Source organism: Undibacterium sp. JH2W (genome assembly GCF_049340425.1).
In the GTDB taxonomy this organism is placed as follows: Bacteria; Pseudomonadota; Gammaproteobacteria; order Burkholderiales; family Burkholderiaceae_D; genus Undibacterium.
The window spans coordinates 441,259-458,908 of the sequence record NZ_JBMPOT010000001.1; the positions used below are offsets into that span (position 1 = coordinate 441,259).

Genomic DNA, 17,650 nt, shown 5'->3' on the forward strand with positions numbered 1-17,650 from the left:
ACGTCATCCTTGCATGTCTGGCAGCAGGGTTTCGGGGTTTCGTCACAAGAGCTGTTCACGCAATTTGTCCTTACCAGATAATCCATCCAGGTAATGAATTCAAATGTCAGCGATGGGGGACAAGATGGATGTGAATCTGAAAGTGAATGGGCAAATGCGCCACTGCCAGGCAGAAGGCGATACACCTTTGTTATGGATATTGCGCGAAGACCTGGGCCTGACTGGTACGAAGTTTGGTTGTGGTGCCGGGCAATGCGGTGCCTGTACCGTGCATCTGGATGGGGAGGCTTTGCGTAGTTGTGTCATGCCAGTAGCGTCTTTGCAAGGGCGCAGTATTACTACCATAGAAGGTCTGTCCCCTGATCGCAGTCATGTCTTGCAACAAGCCTGGATAGAGCATCAGGTGCCGCAATGTGGTTACTGCCAGTCCGGCATGCTGATGGCCGCGGCTGCCTTGCTGAAAACCACCCCTCACCCAACTGACCAGCAAATCAATGCAGCCATGACCAATCTCTGCCGCTGCGGTACTTATCCGCGGGTCAGGGCAGCAATACATGCTGCGGCAAGCAAACTCAAGCCACAAGTGGGCAAGAAGGGAGTCAAGCCATGACTACAGTAGCTTCACCTGCACGCAGGGGTTTTTTGAAATCCTCTCTGGTGGCTGGTGCCTGGATTTTGGGTAGCAGTGTCCCCATGCTTGATAGCTTGGCAGCAGATGAAAAAAGCCAGACAGTTTCCCCCTTTGACTTCTGGCTCAGCATGGATGCTACTGGCCTGGTGACTGCCTACACCACCGTCACCAATCTGGGCCAGGGCACCCATGCCGCCATCGCCCAGATCGTCGCAGAAGAGCTGGAGATGCCACTGGCAAAGGTGCGCATAGTCCATGCCCCCGTCATCAAGCAATTTCACCGGCGCTGGCCGCCAGGTATCACCACCTTTGCCAGCGCTGGTTTTCATTCTGCCATGGCGACCATCGCACCAGCCTGTGCCGCAGCCAGACAAATGCTGGTGCAGGCCGCGGCCCTGCAATGGCAAGTTGATGTCAAGGATTGCATAGCCAGCCAGGCACAAGTGAGCCATGCAGCGACAGGCCGTAGCTTGCCCTATACTGATTTGATACAGGCAGCAGCTCTGCTAGCACCGCCAGAAAAGCCAGTTGTCAAAGCCCCCCGGGACTGGAAGATACTGGGGCAGTCAGTCGCACGCCCCGATATCCCGTCGCGGGCAGATGGCAGCGTCGTGTTTGGCATAGACGTGCAGCGTCCCGACATGCTGGTAGCCGCAGTCTTGCATGCACCACGCTTTGGCAGCAGCCTGCAAAGTGTGGATGAGCGTGCCGCCCTGGCTGTCAAAGGGGTACACAAGGTGGTTCGTCTGAGCAATGCGGTGGCTGTGGTGGCTGAGCGCTACTGGATTGCCAGCAAGGCCCTGCAATTATTGCAGCCAGTCTGGCAAGATGGGGCACATGCCAGCATCAATACCGCCGACATGCGCGCCAGCCTGCTGCAGGCAGTGGCAGCCGGGGCAGGGAAAGCTTTTCCAGGCACCAGGGCGCAACATACCGAAGCCACACAAACTGCCCTGGCGGCTGCCAGTACCATCATTGATACGACATTTGATTTACCCTTCCTGGCGCATGCTGCCATGGAACCCTTGAATGCCACCGTCGAAGTCACAGCAGAAGGTGCGCAAGTCTGGCTTTCCACCCAAAGTCAGACCGATACCCAAACAGGCGTTGCCAGGGCCCTGGGGCTGCAGCCTGAGCAAGTGCAAATCCATACCCAGCATGTGGGTGGTGGTTTTGGTCGCAGGCTGGAACATGACTTTGCCATTGAGGCAGCATTGATCGCCAAGGCCGCCGGTGTCACGGTGAAAACCATATGGTCGCGAGAAAATGATATGCGCGCTGGCTATTATCGCCCCATCACTGCTTCGCGGGTACGACTGGCGCTGGATCAGGATTACCTGCCGCTGGCCTTGCGTCATGATACGGCTGGACCATCCCTGCTAGAATATTCCAGGGTGACGAATAGCCCTGCCAGGGATGGCTTCGACTGGAGCTTTAGCATGGGCTGGCTGGGCAGCAGCTATAAATTTCCTGCATTTGATACGCGCTGGACCAGGGTGGATTTTGGTGTGCCCTGTGCCTATTGGCGTTCGGTAGGCAATTCACAAAACTGCTTTTTCCTGGAACATACCCTGGAACAGGCGGCACGCCAGGCTGGCCAGGACAGCCTGGAATACCGGCGTCGCTTATTGCAGCACAATCCCAGGGCCCTGGGATTCGTGCAGGCGCTGGCTGAGCGGGCGGGCTGGAACAAGACGCTGCCCAAAAACCATTACCGTGGTTTTGCCATGAATGGCAGTGGCGACAGATTGTTCAGTGCCCATATCGTCGAGCTTGCCGTCGTCAAACCTGGACAATTCCGCCTCATCAAAATCACGGCAGGCATAGATCCCGGTGTGGTCGCCAATCCCAAGGCAGTCGAAGCACAAATGATGGGTGGCACCTTGTTTGGCCTGACTGCGGCCTTGTTCGGTGAAATCAGTTTCAAGGATGGCCAGGTGGAACAGGGGAATTTTGATAGCTATCGCTTGCTGACGCTGGCACAAACTCCCTTGCTCGATGTCATGGTCATGGGCACAGGTGACAAAATCGAAGGGGTGGGGGAAGAAGGCCCGCCATCCATAGGCCCAGCGATTGCCAATGCCTTGCTGGCAGCTAGCGGCAAACCAGTGACACGCTTGCCACTGACACAAGCTGGTTGGGAACTAGTAGTCTAGCGTTAGATTTTGCTGCGAATTCATCTGAGTGCTGGTATTGTGCGACTCTGGAAGAGTTGAATTCAAGTTCACATATCAGGGAGATAAAATGACTATTGCAAACTGGTGCGTGCTAGCCGCATGCGTATTACCCATCATGACGGTGGGAATAGCCAAAGCACATTCCGCAAAAATGCCGCGTGATGCGGGCAGGTATGACAATAGCAATCCCAGGGAATGGGCCAAGGGCTTGAGTGGCTGGCAGCAAAGAGCCAATGCAGCACAGCAAAATGGTTTTGAAGCCTTACCCCTCTTTATCGCTGCCGTGCTATTGGCTCAGCAAGCCCATGTTGACCAGGGGCGCATAGATCAACTGGCCATTCTCTTCATTGCCTTGCGCATTGTCTACACCATTAGCTATCTGATGAACCAGGGCACTTTGCGTACCCTGATCTGGGGTGCAGGCCTGGCAACCAGCATCGCCCTCTTGTTGATGGCGTAAATTATAGTCGCCGCATGACCAGGAGATGGGCGAGTATATCCTGGCCTTTATCCTGGCGCGCAGTTTCCTGGCTGGCTTCGACGATGGCAAAGCCATGTAATTCTGCCAGGTGCTGAAGATAAGCCAGCTTATGTGCATAGCGTTGCGATGGCTGCAAAATATAATCTGCACTGCCGTCTGCCACTTCAACAGAAAATCCCAGCACGCTGCCGGTTTGTATGACGCGACTGGCCGCCGCAAATACCGGCGCCAGATCACCGATATAGACAAATACATCCGCTGCAATGATGAGGTCGAAGTCCTGGTCTTGCAGTGCCAGCCAGTCGCTTATTTCTGCACAGTGCAACTCATCATATTTTCCAGTTTGCCTGGCCTGGGCCAGCATTTTTTCCGACAAATCTATGCCCGTCAGTTTACTGGCCTGTGCCCGCAGGTAAGGCGCGCATAAACCAGTGCCACAACCCAGGTCCAGGTAATTGCCCATCCCTGGTTTGACATATTTACTGACGGCCTTGCTGAGCAAGGCGGGTACTTGATAATGCAAGACTTCCAGTAAATGTTCGTCAAAGTGGCTAGCGTACTGATCAAACAAATCTGTCACATAGGCCAGGGGTGAAATCGCTGGTGCTTCATTCATTCCCAAAGCTGCCAGTGCATAATGGATTTGTGCCAGTTCGGTCTCATCACTGCAATGACTGGCAGCCGCTTGATAAGCAGTAATGGCAGCATCGTTTTGCTCCATCAAGCGCAAGACATGGGCGCGTTGCAGATGGGCTTTGCCATAGCCGGGTTTGATGTTCAATGCCTGTTCAAAACTATCGAGCGCGGCGGGCAGTTGCTGCAATTTTTGCAGGCACAGGCCACGATTGCACCAGGCTTGCTCATGTCTGGGCTGCCAGCTCAACACTGACTCATATCCGGCGATTGCTTCTGCCTCCAGATGCAAGCATTGCAGGCTGTAGGCGCGGGCGAAATGCGTGGCGGCATCTTGTGGACTCAATTGCAGGGCTTCCTCAAAATCCTGCATGGCGGCTTCATGTTCATCCATGCTTTGCAGGCAGATGCCGCGATTTAGCAAGGCCTGGGGATAACGTGGCTGAAGCTGCAAAGCCCTGTCATAATTGTGCAAGGCGGCAGCTGGCTTGCCCAGGCTGTGCAAGGCATTGCCGCGATTATTCCAGGCCAGGGTGTAATCGGGTTTCAATTGCAGGGCCAGGTCATAACTGGCCAGGGCCTCTTGTGACAAACCCAGGTCTTGCAAGGCTGCACCCAGGTTGCCATGGGCAATGGCTTGTTGCGCATCGATAGCGATAGCCTGGCGCAGACGAGTGACGGCCAGTGCTGCATCACCGCGCTGGCGGGCAATTACTCCCAGCAATTGCTGGGCATCAAAATGCTTGGGCTGGGTTTGCAAGACTTGCTGGTATAGCCCTTCTGCTGCATCCAGCTGGCCTTGCTGATGTAGTGCGACTGCCTGTTGCAGCATGTTGTTGATCTGTATTGCGTTCATTTTCCTGTACTATCAGGGCTATGCTAATAAGGATGGATGTTATGGACCAGCAAGAACTCTGGGAATTACTGTGGAGCCTGTTGCCCTCACCGGCTTACCTGATTGCTGCCTTTGCTTTTGGCTTGCTGGGGATGGCGGCGTTTTACTATGGCAGGAAAAAACTCAATAAGCGAGTCAAATGGCTGGCCGTGGGCTTGATGTTTTATCCTTACTTCATAGGCAGCGACCTGCGCCTGCTATATGGCGTAGGCATCGCTTTTTGCCTTGCTATTGCCGCCAGTATTTATTATCCCGCCAAACCCAGATAAGCCGCTCAACCCAGGATTTTTTCCATCTCTTCAAACTGCAGGTTTTCAACCAACATTTTTTCCTTGCCATTGTCTGTAGGGAAGGGCTTGAAGCGGCCAGTGCGTGCGTAACCGCGGCGTTCATAATAGGCGATCAATTCTTGTCTGACGCTGATGACTGTCATCCAGATTTTTTGTATGCCCCAGAGCTGCTGGGCATATTGCTCAGCAGTTTGCATGAAGTGCTTGCCTATGCCATTCCCTTGCAGCACAGGGCGCACCACAAACATGCCCAGGTAAGCGGCATCCTCTGTTTTTTCCAGATTGACACAACCTATGATGTCCTCGCCTTGCAGGCATAGCAGGATGACCGAGCCCGGTGTCGCGATCAGCTCGCGTACTTCAGGCGCATGTATGCGTGAACCCTGCAATAAATCAGCCTCGGTAGTCCAGCCCTGACGGCTGCTGTCACCACGGTAGGCACTATTCACCAGTGCAGCGATAATCTCAGCGTCAGCGTCAACTGCCGGGCGAAAGTGGATGGCTGGGGTAGGAGTTGAGATGTTTTCTGTCATACGCGTCTATGTGAGAGGAAAAATGCTGGTGTACTCAGTTCTGAAATAATAACATGTGTTTTTCTCAGGCCAGAATCTGGCTTTGCCGATACCAAAACTGCGTGTTAGCATGTCAGGAGCATATGTATTTTTAGCTTTCTATTAAGAAATTTCTGATTTCCTCATGAAAAAGTCTACTCCCAGGGCAATTCTATTTGTCTGCATGGGCAACATTTGCCGTTCCCCCAGTGCTGAAGGGGTATTCCGCAGCCATGCACTAGCCGCGGGCCTGGACCTGCATATAGATTCTGCCGGTACCCATGCTTATCATATAGGTGAGCCACCCGACCCGCGTTCGCAAGAGTTTGCGGTCCGTCGCGGCATTGATTTGTCGCAGCAAAGAGCGCGCAAGCTCAGCGATGATGACTTTGAAAAATTTGATTTGCTACTCGCCATGGACAAAGAGAACCTGGCAAGGATGAAGGCAGCTTGTCCACCTGCCTACCAGCATAAGCTGAAACTCATGATGGACTATGCCAGCCAGAGTGACAGCGAAATCGTGCCCGACCCTTATTATGGTGGCCCGCATGGCTTTGATCTGGTGCTCGATTATATAGAGGATGCCAGTAGCGGCCTGGTCCTGAGCATACAGCAAGAGCTGAATAAGGGAGAAGGCTGATGCAGGCACAAGAGCTGGAATTCATCAGAAATTCTATACATAGTTATCTGCAAGCCCGCCCCAACAGTGCCGACACGGCGGAAGGCATCGCCCACTTCTGGATAAGCTGGCCAGGTGAAACTTTACCCTTGTCCGCGGTGATGTCCGTGCTTGAAAACATGCGTCATGCTGGTGAACTGGAGAGTGTGACTGTAGGTGGCCGCACGATCTGGCGTGTGTCGCGCTGAAACGCTTATCATGCCCTTACCCAAAATATTTCTGCTTTGTCTGGGACTTTTCCTCAACTTTTTGCTGCCGGTTCAGGCACACGATGATCTTGTGAAAATAGAGACTGTCAGCGGGGTCTATGCAAATACTTTGCAAGCGACCAATAATAGCCGTATGCCAGTGACGGTGACACTGCAACTCAATAATTTCAGCAATCTGACTTCGAGCAAAAAATGGCCCATACAGGCACAACTGGCCGGTGGACAAAGTATGGAATTGGTGCAAATATCTGCCGCCAACGCGCAATTTGGCTATACCATCGATTACCGTAGCGAGTTCGTACAAGGGGACCCAAGTGCCCGGCATGATGCAAATATCAGTTATCAAATCCCTTTTATTGCAGATCAGGGTTTCCAGATTTTGCAAGCAGCCGATGGGCCACAGTTTACCCATCTGACAGTTGCCACCCGCTATGCAGTCGATATCAATATGCCCATGGGTACGGCTGTGGTGGCGGCACGTGCCGGTCATGTCGTGGAAGTGGTCAGCCAGTTTGCTGATAATGGCAAAGCTGAACCAGAATATATAGACATGGCCAATTATGTACGCATCTTGCACGATGATGGCAGTTGGGCAGACTATTTCCATCTACTGCAAAACTCCAGCCAGGTACAGCCAGGTATGCGTGTGCAGGCCGGCCAAGTTCTGGCTTTATCCGGCAATAGCGGCTATTCCGCTACGCCGCATCTGCACTTCCATGTACAGCTTAATCAGAATGGCACCATCATTTCCCTGCCATTCCATTTTCGTAATTCCCACGATGGCATCTTTACGCCCCGTTATCAAAGCTGGCTGATACCTGATGCGCCAACCCTCAATGCCAGCAAGAGCAAAACCAGAAAGACCCTGCGCGAATGCCTGCCTGATGGCAAGGCAGTAGACGACGCTGTCATACGCTGCTTGTCAGCTTCTTGAATTCAGTCGGGTGCGGGACTGGTCAAATCTCCCTTGTCAGGTGTACTTGACTTAAATTTTGTAAAAAACATAAAAATATTTCCACTTTCTTTCCTTGACATTTTATGTCGTGCACCTACAATGCGACATAATATGTCTTGTGTCCTTTTTGTAATTGCTCAAAAAATGAGGGAGCCGTATGGAAGAGCTGATGAAGCGCTTGTCAGGGATAGAAAATATACTGTCCGGGCGTATGGGTTTGGTGGACGTCAGCGCCAGCTTATTGCCTGTTACCGAGCCTGAAGGTGTGCCGGTTATGCGCATCAGCATAGAAAGCCAGGCCGAGTTACCAGTTTTTGTCACTGTATCCCCCAGCCAGGTACTCTGCATTTGCTATCTATGGACAGAAGAAGAGATCAAGCCCGAACGCCGGGCAGAAATGCTGGAAGCCATGATGGATTTGAACATCTCTATCCCGCTTTCCAATTTTGGCCGCATAGGTCAGCACTATGTCATTTATGGATCTCTGGCCCATGATGCCGCGGTGGTGGACATCGCCACCGAGGTTGCCATGCTGGCTGATAACGCGATTGAAGCTTTAGATGTATTCACTGAGTATCTGAAATAAGGGGACTATCATGGCTGTCTTTTCAAAAATCCTGACCATGCTCAGAGGCAATCTGCGTGAAATAGGACAAAGTGTCGTTGACCAGAATGCCAGCAGTATTTATGAGCAGGAAATTGTCGAAGCCAAGGCACATGTCGCTAAGGCCAAGCAGAATCTCACTGCGGTGATGGCAAAAGAAATGCAGACTGGCAGGGAAATTGAACGTCTGCAAGCCGAGCTGGCACGCTATGAAGAACTGGCTTTGCAGGCCATGCAAAAGAATGAGCTGGCGCTGGCTGAAGAAGTCGCAGGCAAATTGGCCAATCTGGAAATCGCCATTAGCGAGCAACATTCTACGCGTCATGAGTTTGCAGAAAACATCAATAAACTCAAGGACATGATACGCAATGCTGAAACCAGCTTGCGTGAACATGAGCGCCAGCTCGCCATGGCAAAAACCACAGAAAGCGTCTACCAGGCGACTGCCACCATTTCCCAAACCATGGGTGCCAGTGGTTCCAAGCTCTTGAGCGCCAAAGAATCGCTGGAGCGCATCAAGCAACGTCACCAGGATATGGCAGATCAAATGCATGCGGCGGATGAATTGGAAAATGAATTGGGTGGCAAGGCGCTGGACCAGAAACTGGCAGCCGCAGGCATAGGCCAGATACCGGACCAGAAGGCGCAGGTATTGGCCAGGTTGCATGAGAAATTCAGTGCCCGGCAAGAGCTGAGTATCAAACCTGCGAATGGTGAAGCCGTCAATTAATGTAGACAGATTGTTGAGTAATCATATGGTCAAAACTTCTACACGCTGGACTAGTTCAGATGCAGCTTTGCGTGCTGTGCAAGTGGCGTTCGATGTTGAAAAACAAGTGATAGAAGCTGTACGCCGTGCTGCCTTCGATAACCAGTTATCGCCGTCAGACCAGATACGTTTGATATTGGGCTTGCCCTACAACAGCAAGCCTGTCAGGCCACGACTGACTGTAACTTTGAGTGATACTGACTATGCCATGCTGGCCGAGCGATTTGGCCTCGATCTGGACGACAAGCGCGGTATCAAAGAACGACTGAACCAGGAATTAATAAATTTTACAAAAAAATAATCCTTGCATGACACTTAGCCTGTTACGATCGCCCCCGCCAGTAGCACCTGCTAGTACCAGGGCCAACTAGAAAAATATACAGGGATAAAAATCATGAACATATGGCAGTTGCTAAGTAGTTTTCCAACCTCCATACCAAGCGTGCTGATGGGTGTGCTTTTGGTGTACTGGCTGCTTTCCATCTTTGGCCTGGTTGATTTTGGTCATCACCTCGATGCTGGTGGTGGCCATGACTTGCACCTGGGACATCATGATATTGCCCATCATGATGTCCATGCGGATGGTGACAGTGCCGACCTGCATACGATGGCGGGGTATCTGGTAGCGATGGGTTTGGGTGGTGTACCTTTTTCCATCGTCGCCACTCTGCTCATTTTCTTTACCTGGCTGTTCACCGCCCTGGTACATCAATACCTGCTAGTCCAGGTGCCAACTGCCATGCTGCAATTGCTGCTTGGTAGCGGGACATTGCTGGCAGCAATTGCTTTGTCGATACCGATTTCTGCAAACCTCATCAAACCCATGCGCAATTTGTTCGTGCGTCATTACGCCAGGGACAACCATAGCCTCATCGGCCATAGTTGTCGCATCGTGACAGAAAGCGTCAATGAGCATTTCGGCCGGGCTGAAATTGAGGATCATGGTGTTGCCCTCAATATCCGGGTATGGGCAAGCAGTCCGAATACCTTGAAAAAGAATTCAGCAGCGGTCGTGCTCGCCTATAACGACAGTAATCATCAGTACGAAGTAAGTGCTCTTACAGAGCAGATTTAATATCAACTTTTACCAAAAGACAAACAAGGAATTTCATGGACATCATGCTGCTCGCAATTGGCTTCGGCGTTATTGTGTTACTCGGTGCACTGGCGATGTTTGCCAAGTTCTATCACAAAGTAGAACAAGGGTATGCGATGATTATCAATACCCTCAGGGCCGAGCCTGATGTTACCTTCACCGGTGGCATCGTTTATCCCATCATCCATAAAAAAGAATTGATGGAGATTTCTCTGAAGACCATAGAAATCGCCAGGATGGGCAAGGATGGCCTGATCTGCATGGACAATATCCGTGCTGACATCAAGGTCACTTTCTTTATCCGCGTCAATAAGACTGCACAAGATGTGCTGAAGGTGGCGCAAGCGGTAGGTTGCGTACGTGCTTCGCACCAGGACACGCTGGAAAGCCTGTTTGCAGCCAAGTTTGCAGAAGCGCTCAAAACCGTAGGCAAGTCCATGGATTTTGTCGATCTGTATCAGGCACGTAACCGCTTCCGTGATGAAATCATCCGCCAGATTGGTGATGACCTGTCTGGTTATGTGCTGGAAGATGCGGCGATAGATTATATCGAGCAAACCTCACTGGATAAAATGGATGCCCACAATATCCTCGATGCCCAGGGTATCAAGAAAATTACCGAGCTGACTGCGATAGAAAGTATCCGTACCAATGAATTGAAGCGCGATGAAGAAATGCGCATCAAGAAAAAGAATGTGGAAACCCGTGAAGCCATACTTGAACTTGAGCGTCAGCAATGTGATGCCGAATCACGTCAGGGCCGGGAGATAGGTTCGGTACGCGCACGTGAACAAGCCGAGACACAAAAAGTTCAGGCTGAAGAGCATGCAAAAGCAGAAATGGCGCGCCTGCAGTCTGAGCAGATCGTATTGGTGCAGCAAGAAAATACCATGCGTGAAAAAGAAGTGGCAGAAAATAATCGCAAACGTGCTGTAGCGATAGAAGAAGAGCGCGTGACCAGAGCCCGTCAGCTGGAAATCGTCGACAGGGAAAGAGAGGTGGCGCTGCAATCCATAGAAAAAGAGAAAGCCATAGAAATTCAAAAGAAAGCCATTGCAGATGTCATTCGTGAGCGCATCGTGGTCGAACGCACGGTCGCAGAACAGGAAGAAGCCATCAAGGAAGTGCGCGTGGTCGCTGAAGCCGACCGTCAGAAGAAGAGTGTGGTCATCACGGCAGAAGCCAGTGCTGAAGAAAAAATGGTGCTGACAGTCAAGGCCGCAGAAGCAGAAGAACGCTCTGCCAAGCACAGGGCAGCACAAGACCTGACTTTGGCAGATGCTGCATTGAAAGTCGCCGAAAAGGCAGCTGAATCCAAGAAACGTGAAGCCGAGGGCCGTGAAGCCGAACTGGCAGCACCTGGCCTGGCCGACGCCAAAGTCAGGATAGCGGCATCTGAAGCCATCCTGAAGCAGGGCGCAGCACAGGCAGAATCAACCCGCATGCAAATGGAAGCAGAAGCCAAGGGTAAAGAGCAACTGGGCCGTGCAGAAGCCAATGTCCGCATTGCCGGTGCAGAAGCAACTGCTAAGCAAGGCGCAGCAGATGCAGAATCTCTGCGTTTGCACATGCAGGCTGAGGCGCAGGGCCATGAGCAAATGGGTCTGGCTGCGGCAAACGTCAAGACAGCAGATGCCAGCGCCACTGTCACTCATGGTGATGCAGAAGCCCACGTCATACAAACCCGCTTTGAAGCAGAGTCCAAAGGCTTGCGTCAGAAATTTGAAGCCATGGCCGCCATGAGTGATGAAACCCGTGCCCATGAAGAATTCCGTATGCAACTGGAAATCTCCAATCAGCAAATCATGAAAGGCCTGGACGCGCAGACCCATATTGCCAAAGACCAGGCTGAAGTGCTGGGCAAGGCACTGCAAAACGCCAATATCGATATCGTTGGTGGCGAGGGTGATTATTTCGGGCGCTTCGTTAACGCCCTGGCGATAGGCAAGGGTATAGACGGCACGATACAGAAGAGCAAGACCTTACAGGTAGGTTTGAAAAATCACCTCAGTGGTGAGCGCGACATGGTGCACGATTTGCGTGACCTGGTCGGTGCACTGGGTGGTTCGTCTGCAGAAGTGCAAAACCTGTCCTTGTCTGCTTTCCTGACCAGAGTGAATACTCAGGGGACAGCGCAACAAAAAAGTGCCCTGCATACGCTGATGAACAGCCTGGGCAAAGGCGCTGAGGGAGCAGAAAAAGTTTTGCCATAAGGCTGATTTGCATGACTTCATTCCCGAGGAGAAGTGCAGCTTTGTACTTCTCTTCGCATCAACGCGGTCGCTGACAGGCTGTCTGATAAATAACCGGAAAACCCAGCAATGAATGCAATGCCCGAGCAAGCCGCATCCAGCAATACAAACAGTACCTCAGCTGACGACCTAAATCCTCCAGTCGTAGCCCTTGAACATTCTGGTAGTTTTGATTTACTGCGTCAGCGACTCAATCATCAGGGCAAGCTGATATCCGACAAGGCTGCCCTGCTCAACAGCGCCAGACTGGAAGAGTTTGGCCGCGATGAGATGAGCCTGCTGGCCCGTACCCGCGCCCGCACGGAAAACAATTGCGTGTCGCGCGACCTGGTCCTGGTCGGTGACATACTGGTGCTGGGTTACAACGTCTTTATAGGCTTGCGTCAAGAGACGCGGGTTGCCGATGTTTTTTCCCTGTATCGCCTGGATAATAGCAGTGGACAACATGAGCTGGAACCTGTGAAGCTGGAAGATACCTTCCTCAGCGATACACGTTTCCTGAACGAATTCAGGGAGCTCTACAGCTATTATAAAAATGCCCAGCTAGTGCAATTGCGGGTGCATCAGGGCAAATTGCTGGCTGCCTTCAAGATAGGCGAACGCATATCGGATATCCGCGTGTTTCGCTGGCAGATAAAAGATGATGGCACAGTCAGCTATATCGATAATCGGGGTGAAAGAGATGTCGCCCTGCCACCAGCCCATGATTTTGAATGGGTGCTGGCCACCCGTGAACAGCATGTCATAGGCAAGCATTCTCACGTCAATATCCTCGATACCCTGTTTGTCGAATCCATAGGTGGTGACCTGACGGTCAAGATAGAAAATAATACCGATACGGGCCTGGGTATTTATGCCGAACCAGTTGAGGATGCCAATCAATCCTTGAATGACGCTGAAATCGCCTATGCAGCAGTAGGTGAATTGATATTGCTACGGGTAAAGCCGTATCGCGAAAACCAAAGCCGTTTCCTGGTCTATGTACGCCGCACCCAGCAAGTCATGAGGGTGGATGCCATAGGCACCTCCTGCGTGCAATTGCCAGAAGACCACGGCATCGTTTTCCCCGGAGGTTATATACTGCAAAGTGGCGAGCATCGCCTGTTCAGTGACTTGCCGACTGATTTGCAATTCAAGCGCCGCATACTGTCACCAAATGGTGAAGACGTCTTGTATGTGTTTTATGGTGTCGAGCCTGGCATCTATGTCTTGCTGACTTATAACCTCATTAACAAATCACTGGAACAACCTCTGTTGGCCCAGGGTTATGCCCGCTATGGTGACGGGCGCATGATGCTGTTTACTGCCGAGAGTGAAGAGCCTACCCGCAATCATGCGATGCAACTATGGCAGACGCCTTTCCTCAGTGACGATCATGCTGCCAGGCAGGCACCGCGTCAGAGCTTCTTTGGCAAGATAGGCAATCGCGAACTGGTGCGCGGTTTGTCTGAACTGTATTCGCTGGCCAAGTCAGTGCGCGAGCAGGACGAGATCAGCAGTACCCGTTTGCCCAGCCGTTTTGTCTATGAAGCCATCGCCAAACAAGCCAGACATCTGATCGATACCTATTACTGGCTTAGTGCAGAACAAGCCAGGCAAATCGGCACGGATGCACAAAACCTGATAGAAGTGGCACGTGCCACTCTGGATGAATTTGACAAGGTTGCCGCGATACAAAGCCAGGCCAGAAAAACCTTGCAGCAAACCGAGTTTGCACAAAAGCAGTTGCTGACTGAAACCGCCAGCCGTTTATGGCATGCGCCGGGCGATTTCATCGCCGCGCTGGATCAGATACGCTTGCTGCGCGGGCAATTGACCGGGCTTAAAGAGCAGCGCTATATGGACGTCGCACGCCTGCATGCGCTGGACGATGAACTGGCAACAGAAGAAAGGCGAGTGGCGGAGCGCACTGTGCAATTTTTGTCACGCGACGATGCCTTTGTAAAAATCCATGAAGAAGTTGCCAAATACAGCAACCAGTTGGGCGGCTTGCAAACCACAGCAGAGCTGGCACCTATCTACGAAGCGCTGGACAAGCATGCACACAATCTCGACGGTTTGACAGAGTTGCTGGGAACACTGGCAGTAGGTGACGCCAGTTTGCGCACCAGGATACTGGACACCATATCCGGGATTTATGCTGAATTGAATAAATTGCGGGCAGAGGCCCGTTTGCGCCGTAAGCAGCTGTCACAAGGTGAATCGGCTGCTGAATTTTCTGCACAATTGAAACTGTTCGGGCAATCTGTAGACAGCGCGTTGGAGCAGGCCGATACACCTGAGCGTTGCGATGAATTGTTGACACGTTTGCTGGCGCAATTGGAGGAACTGGAAGGGCGCTTTGCTGAGCAGGATGAATATCTGACAGAAATCGCCCACAAGCGTGAATCGGTATATGAAACTTTTGAGGGCAAGAAGCAAATCCTGAATGATGCCCGTTCGCGCCGTGCCCAGGCCATCATGGAGGCAGCGCGCCGCATCTTGACCGGCATCCCCAAGCGCCTGACACAGTTTCAGGAGCAGGCGCAAATGGAGGCTTATTTTGCTTCGGATTCTTTACTGAGTAAACTCAGGGCCAGTATAGAAGAATTGCGTAAGCTCGGTAATCAGGTAGCAGCCGACGACCTGGCTGGGCAACTCAAGAATATGCGTGAGCAAGCGCAACGTTCCCTGCGTGACCGCAGTGAACTGGTGACTGGCAATACCATACGCCTGGGTCGGCATGCATTTACTGTCAACCAGCAATTGCTGGATCTGACCATTATCGCCAGGCAAGACCAGTTGTCTTATCACATCAGTGGCACTGATTATTTTTTCCCGGTAGACGATAAGCGCCTGGAAGTATTACGTCCTTACTGGGGACAGGAAATATTGTCAGAATCCCCGCAGGTTTATCGTGCCGAATACCTGGCTTTTCAAATCATAGAGAGCTCAAGGGCCGAGGCAGGCAGTGGCAAATGGCAAGAGTTGCTGGAAGCTGCTGCGCAGACTGATACCGCAACACTCGATACCCTGGTACGGCGCTTTGCCGCAGCACGTTTCCAGGAGGGCTATCAAAAAGGTGTGCATGATCATGATGCCAGTGCCATCTTGCGCGCTCTGGTTCCTATGGTCGAGAATGCCGGGCTGTTGCGCTACAAGCCGCTGGCAAGAGCAGTAGCTGTGCTGTACTGGCAGCATTTGAGTAGCACACCCAGCCTGCAAACAGCAGCGCAGACTTTGCAGCATCAGGCAGAACAGGCTGAACTGATGAGCAAGCAGTTTGGCAATGGCCGCCTGTTGCGCCAGCTTGCCACTGAACAGCAACTAGCCCTGCAAAAGTATGTGCAACAACAGCACCTGGAATTCAGCAACTGCATGGAGCAAGGCACAGAATCCTTACCCATGTTAATGGAAGAAGCTGCTAATTACCTGCTCGATGAACTCAGCCAGGATGCCGGCGGCGTCAAACGTGCAACAGCACACGAATGGGTATGCAGCCGAGCTGCAGCCGACGTCATGCAGGGCATCTTGCAGCATCTGAGCAGGAATGCCATCCCCTTGCCATGGCAAGAACAGACGCTGGGCTTGAATGCACGCTGGCAACTCGCCAGTGAATGGGTGCACGGTTATATCACGCATCAGCAACTGGACCAGAGTCTTTTGCCAGAAGTTAGCGCTGCCTTGCTGTGTAATTTGCCACGTCGCATACATTCTGCAGATTTGCAGGTGCAGGTCAGCGGTATGCTTGGAGAACATGCGCTTGTCACTACACCAGCGGATGCGCAAGACAAGAGCCCGGTCCTGAATCTGCAGCTCAATGACTACATGCGTCGGCTCTCGCACCATGTCAAGCTCATCGTTCCTGCCTATCAGGAATTACAGACCTTGCGCTTGCAACTGGTACAGGAAGAAAAAGCACGCCTGCATCTGGAACAATTCCAGGCTAAGCCCTTGTCCAGTTTTGTCCGCAATCGCCTGATTGATGAAGTTTACCTGCCCATGGTGGGTGATAATCTCGCCAAGCAGATAGGTGCCGCCGGGGCGCAAAGGCGCACTGATTCCATGGGCATGCTCTTGCTGATTTCGCCTCCGGGTTATGGCAAGACTACACTGATGGAATATCTGGGCGACAGACTGGGAATGATCTTTGTCCGCATCAATTGTCCAGTGCTGGGCCACAATGTTACTTCGCTCGACCCTGCTCAAGCCGGCAGCAGTGCTGCCCGCATGGAATTGGAGAAACTCAATCTTGGTCTGGCGATGGGCAATAATGTGATGCTGTATCTGGATGATATCCAGCATACCCATCCTGAGTTCTTGCAAAAATTCATTGCCCTGGCTGATGGTACGCGCCGCATAGAGGGAGTATGGCGTGGTGCCAGCCAGAGTTATGACTTGCGCGGCAAGCGCTTTGCCATCGTCATGGCTGGTAACCCTTACACCGAATCGGGCGAGATGTTCAAAATTCCCGATATGTTGGCAAACCGTGCCGATATTTATAATCTGGGTGATGTGCTGAGTGGCAAGGAGAATGCCTTTGCTCTGTCGTATATAGAAAATGCCCTGGTATCACACCCGGCGTTGCATTTATTGAGTACCCGCGACCCGCAAGATACCTACCAACTGATCAGGATGGCGCAGGGTGAACCCCTGCCGTCCAGCGATTTGAAGCATGTCTACAGCCAGCAAGAAATCACAGAAATTTGCGCGCTTTTGCAACGACTTTTCAAGCTCCGTGATGCCTTGCTGAAAGTGAACCAGGCTTACATCGCTTCTGCCTCGCAAGATGATCATTTCCGCACCGAACCTGCCTTCAAGCTGCAAGGTAGTTACCGCAATATGAGCAAGCTGACGCCAAAAATATCGGCATTGATGCATGATGATGAGCTGGATCTTTTATTGCGTGACCATTACCGTGGCGAGGCACAGACCCTGACCACTGGTGCTGAAGAAAATCTTTTGAAGCTGGCGCATCTGCTAGGTCAGCCTCAGCCAGAAGAGCAGGCACGCTGGCAAGATCTGTTGCATGAATTTAGCCGTTTGCGAAAACAGGGTGGCGCAGATGCCGATGGTGCCACCAAGCTTGCCAATCTGCTGGCTGATATCAGCCAGCAGATTGCCGCCCTGGGACAGAAACGGCCGGCTGACTTGCATATCAATATGCCGGACCAGGAAGTCTTGCAAAACACACTAAAGCGATTGGCAGAAAATTATGAGCAGACTCTCTTGCCCATCATTAGCGCCATGAATCATAAAATGCGTCTGGATCATAGTATTTGGGATAAAGTGCGGGAAATGTCCACTAGCCTGCATGACCTGGAAAAACATCTGATTCCAGTGCGTCATGGAGAGAAAAGAAAAAAAGAGACAGATGCCAAATCTGTAGCGGATGACTCTTGAAAACGGTGATACAGGCGGAGCTGCTTGCCGCACTGATAGTCAGTGC

Annotated in this window: 15 protein-coding genes; 13 read left to right on the forward strand and 2 right to left on the reverse strand. The window is 52.0% G+C overall.

The window, feature by feature from the left end; genetic code table 11:
- Positions 1–112: 112 nt before the first annotated feature.
- From ACO0LC_RS01890 to ACO0LC_RS01900, 3 genes are all read left to right on the forward strand, one after another.
- Positions 113–610 carry a (2Fe-2S)-binding protein gene (locus tag ACO0LC_RS01890; protein WP_423000207.1) on the forward strand — a complete coding sequence of 166 codons (498 nt, stop codon included), beginning with the start codon at positions 113–115 and terminating at the stop codon, positions 608–610.
- Positions 607–2,787 carry a molybdopterin cofactor-binding domain-containing protein gene (locus tag ACO0LC_RS01895; protein WP_423000064.1) on the forward strand — a complete coding sequence of 727 codons (2,181 nt, stop codon included), beginning with the start codon at positions 607–609 and terminating at the stop codon, positions 2,785–2,787. Before ACO0LC_RS01890 ends, ACO0LC_RS01895 begins: the two co-directional genes overlap by 4 nt.
- A gap of 88 nt (positions 2,788–2,875) precedes the next feature.
- Positions 2,876–3,268 (forward strand): MAPEG family protein, encoded by a 393-nt coding sequence (locus ACO0LC_RS01900; protein ID WP_423000066.1) that lies wholly within the window; start codon positions 2,876–2,878, stop codon positions 3,266–3,268.
- Position 3,269: 1 nt separating this feature from the next.
- Here the strand turns inward: ACO0LC_RS01900 and ACO0LC_RS01905 are convergent, their stop codons facing one another.
- The gene (locus ACO0LC_RS01905) at positions 3,270–4,778 is read right to left on the reverse strand and encodes a tetratricopeptide repeat protein (RefSeq protein ID WP_423000068.1); all 1,509 of its coding nucleotides are present in this window, start codon (positions 4,776–4,778) and stop codon (positions 3,270–3,272) included.
- Between the two features lie 41 nt (positions 4,779–4,819).
- Between ACO0LC_RS01905 and ACO0LC_RS01910 the strand changes: the two genes are divergently transcribed.
- Positions 4,820–5,086, forward strand: coding sequence for a hypothetical protein (locus ACO0LC_RS01910; protein ID WP_423000070.1), 267 nt, complete (start codon positions 4,820–4,822; stop codon positions 5,084–5,086).
- Positions 5,087–5,091: 5 nt separating this feature from the next.
- Here the strand turns inward: ACO0LC_RS01910 and ACO0LC_RS01915 are convergent, their stop codons facing one another.
- Positions 5,092–5,640: a GNAT family N-acetyltransferase gene (locus ACO0LC_RS01915; protein WP_423000072.1), complete on the reverse strand. Its 549-nt coding sequence runs from the start codon at positions 5,638–5,640 to the stop codon at positions 5,092–5,094.
- Positions 5,641–5,803: 163 nt separating this feature from the next.
- On the opposite strand from ACO0LC_RS01915, the gene ACO0LC_RS01920 reads away from it, so the two are divergent.
- From ACO0LC_RS01920 to ACO0LC_RS01960, 9 genes are all read left to right on the forward strand, one after another.
- Positions 5,804–6,298, forward strand: a complete 495-nt coding sequence (locus tag ACO0LC_RS01920; protein WP_423000074.1) for a low molecular weight protein-tyrosine-phosphatase — start codon at positions 5,804–5,806, stop codon at positions 6,296–6,298.
- Positions 6,298–6,525, forward strand: a complete 228-nt coding sequence (locus ACO0LC_RS01925; RefSeq protein ID WP_423000076.1) for a hypothetical protein — start codon at positions 6,298–6,300, stop codon at positions 6,523–6,525. Before ACO0LC_RS01920 ends, ACO0LC_RS01925 begins: the two co-directional genes overlap by 1 nt.
- A 91-nt stretch (positions 6,526–6,616) precedes the next feature.
- The gene (locus ACO0LC_RS01930) at positions 6,617–7,480 is read left to right on the forward strand and encodes a M23 family metallopeptidase (protein WP_423000078.1); all 864 of its coding nucleotides are present in this window, start codon (positions 6,617–6,619) and stop codon (positions 7,478–7,480) included.
- A 178-nt stretch (positions 7,481–7,658) separates the two neighbouring features.
- Complete coding sequence (locus ACO0LC_RS01935) at positions 7,659–8,087, forward strand: DUF2170 family protein (RefSeq protein WP_423000080.1); 429 nt, start codon at positions 7,659–7,661, stop codon at positions 8,085–8,087.
- Positions 8,088–8,097: 10 nt separating this feature from the next.
- A complete protein-coding gene (locus tag ACO0LC_RS01940; RefSeq protein WP_423000082.1) occupies positions 8,098–8,835 on the forward strand; it encodes a PspA/IM30 family protein in 738 nt (245 codons plus the stop codon).
- 25 nt (positions 8,836–8,860) lie between these two features.
- Entirely contained in the window at positions 8,861–9,175 is a 315-nt protein-coding gene (locus tag ACO0LC_RS01945) for a hypothetical protein (RefSeq protein ID WP_423000084.1), read from the forward strand.
- A gap of 93 nt (positions 9,176–9,268) precedes the next feature.
- Positions 9,269–9,949 (forward strand): ubiquinone biosynthesis protein, encoded by a 681-nt coding sequence (locus tag ACO0LC_RS01950; RefSeq protein ID WP_423000086.1) that lies wholly within the window; start codon positions 9,269–9,271, stop codon positions 9,947–9,949.
- Positions 9,950–9,993: 44 nt separating this feature from the next.
- Positions 9,994–12,183 carry a hypothetical protein gene (locus tag ACO0LC_RS01955; RefSeq protein WP_423000088.1) on the forward strand — a complete coding sequence of 730 codons (2,190 nt, stop codon included), beginning with the start codon at positions 9,994–9,996 and terminating at the stop codon, positions 12,181–12,183.
- 108 nt (positions 12,184–12,291) lie between these two features.
- Entirely contained in the window at positions 12,292–17,604 is a 5,313-nt protein-coding gene (locus tag ACO0LC_RS01960; protein ID WP_423000090.1) for a DNA repair ATPase, read from the forward strand.
- Positions 17,605–17,650 lie beyond the last annotated feature (46 nt).

What these genes read in the sequence shown, in the direction of transcription:
- ACO0LC_RS01925 (WP_423000076.1), top strand. Translation starts at nt 6,298, where the DNA reads ATGCAGGCACAAGAGCTGGAATTCATCAGAAATTCTATACATAGTTAT.
- ACO0LC_RS01950 (WP_423000086.1), top strand. Translation starts at nt 9,269, where the DNA reads ATGAACATATGGCAGTTGCTAAGTAGTTTTCCAACCTCCATACCAAGC.
- ACO0LC_RS01915 (WP_423000072.1), bottom strand. Translation starts at nt 5,640, where the DNA reads ATGACAGAAAACATCTCAACTCCTACCCCAGCCATCCACTTTCGCCCG.
- ACO0LC_RS01895 (WP_423000064.1), top strand. Translation starts at nt 607, where the DNA reads ATGACTACAGTAGCTTCACCTGCACGCAGGGGTTTTTTGAAATCCTCT.
- ACO0LC_RS01920 (WP_423000074.1), top strand. Translation starts at nt 5,804, where the DNA reads ATGAAAAAGTCTACTCCCAGGGCAATTCTATTTGTCTGCATGGGCAAC.
- ACO0LC_RS01945 (WP_423000084.1), top strand. Translation starts at nt 8,861, where the DNA reads ATGGTCAAAACTTCTACACGCTGGACTAGTTCAGATGCAGCTTTGCGT.
- ACO0LC_RS01900 (WP_423000066.1), top strand. Translation starts at nt 2,876, where the DNA reads ATGACTATTGCAAACTGGTGCGTGCTAGCCGCATGCGTATTACCCATC.
- ACO0LC_RS01905 (WP_423000068.1), bottom strand. Translation starts at nt 4,778, where the DNA reads ATGAACGCAATACAGATCAACAACATGCTGCAACAGGCAGTCGCACTA.
- ACO0LC_RS01940 (WP_423000082.1), top strand. Translation starts at nt 8,098, where the DNA reads ATGGCTGTCTTTTCAAAAATCCTGACCATGCTCAGAGGCAATCTGCGT.
- ACO0LC_RS01960 (WP_423000090.1), top strand. Translation starts at nt 12,292, where the DNA reads ATGAATGCAATGCCCGAGCAAGCCGCATCCAGCAATACAAACAGTACC.
- ACO0LC_RS01890 (WP_423000207.1), top strand. Translation starts at nt 113, where the DNA reads ATGGGGGACAAGATGGATGTGAATCTGAAAGTGAATGGGCAAATGCGC.
- ACO0LC_RS01910 (WP_423000070.1), top strand. Translation starts at nt 4,820, where the DNA reads ATGGACCAGCAAGAACTCTGGGAATTACTGTGGAGCCTGTTGCCCTCA.
- ACO0LC_RS01935 (WP_423000080.1), top strand. Translation starts at nt 7,659, where the DNA reads ATGGAAGAGCTGATGAAGCGCTTGTCAGGGATAGAAAATATACTGTCC.
- ACO0LC_RS01955 (WP_423000088.1), top strand. Translation starts at nt 9,994, where the DNA reads ATGCTGCTCGCAATTGGCTTCGGCGTTATTGTGTTACTCGGTGCACTG.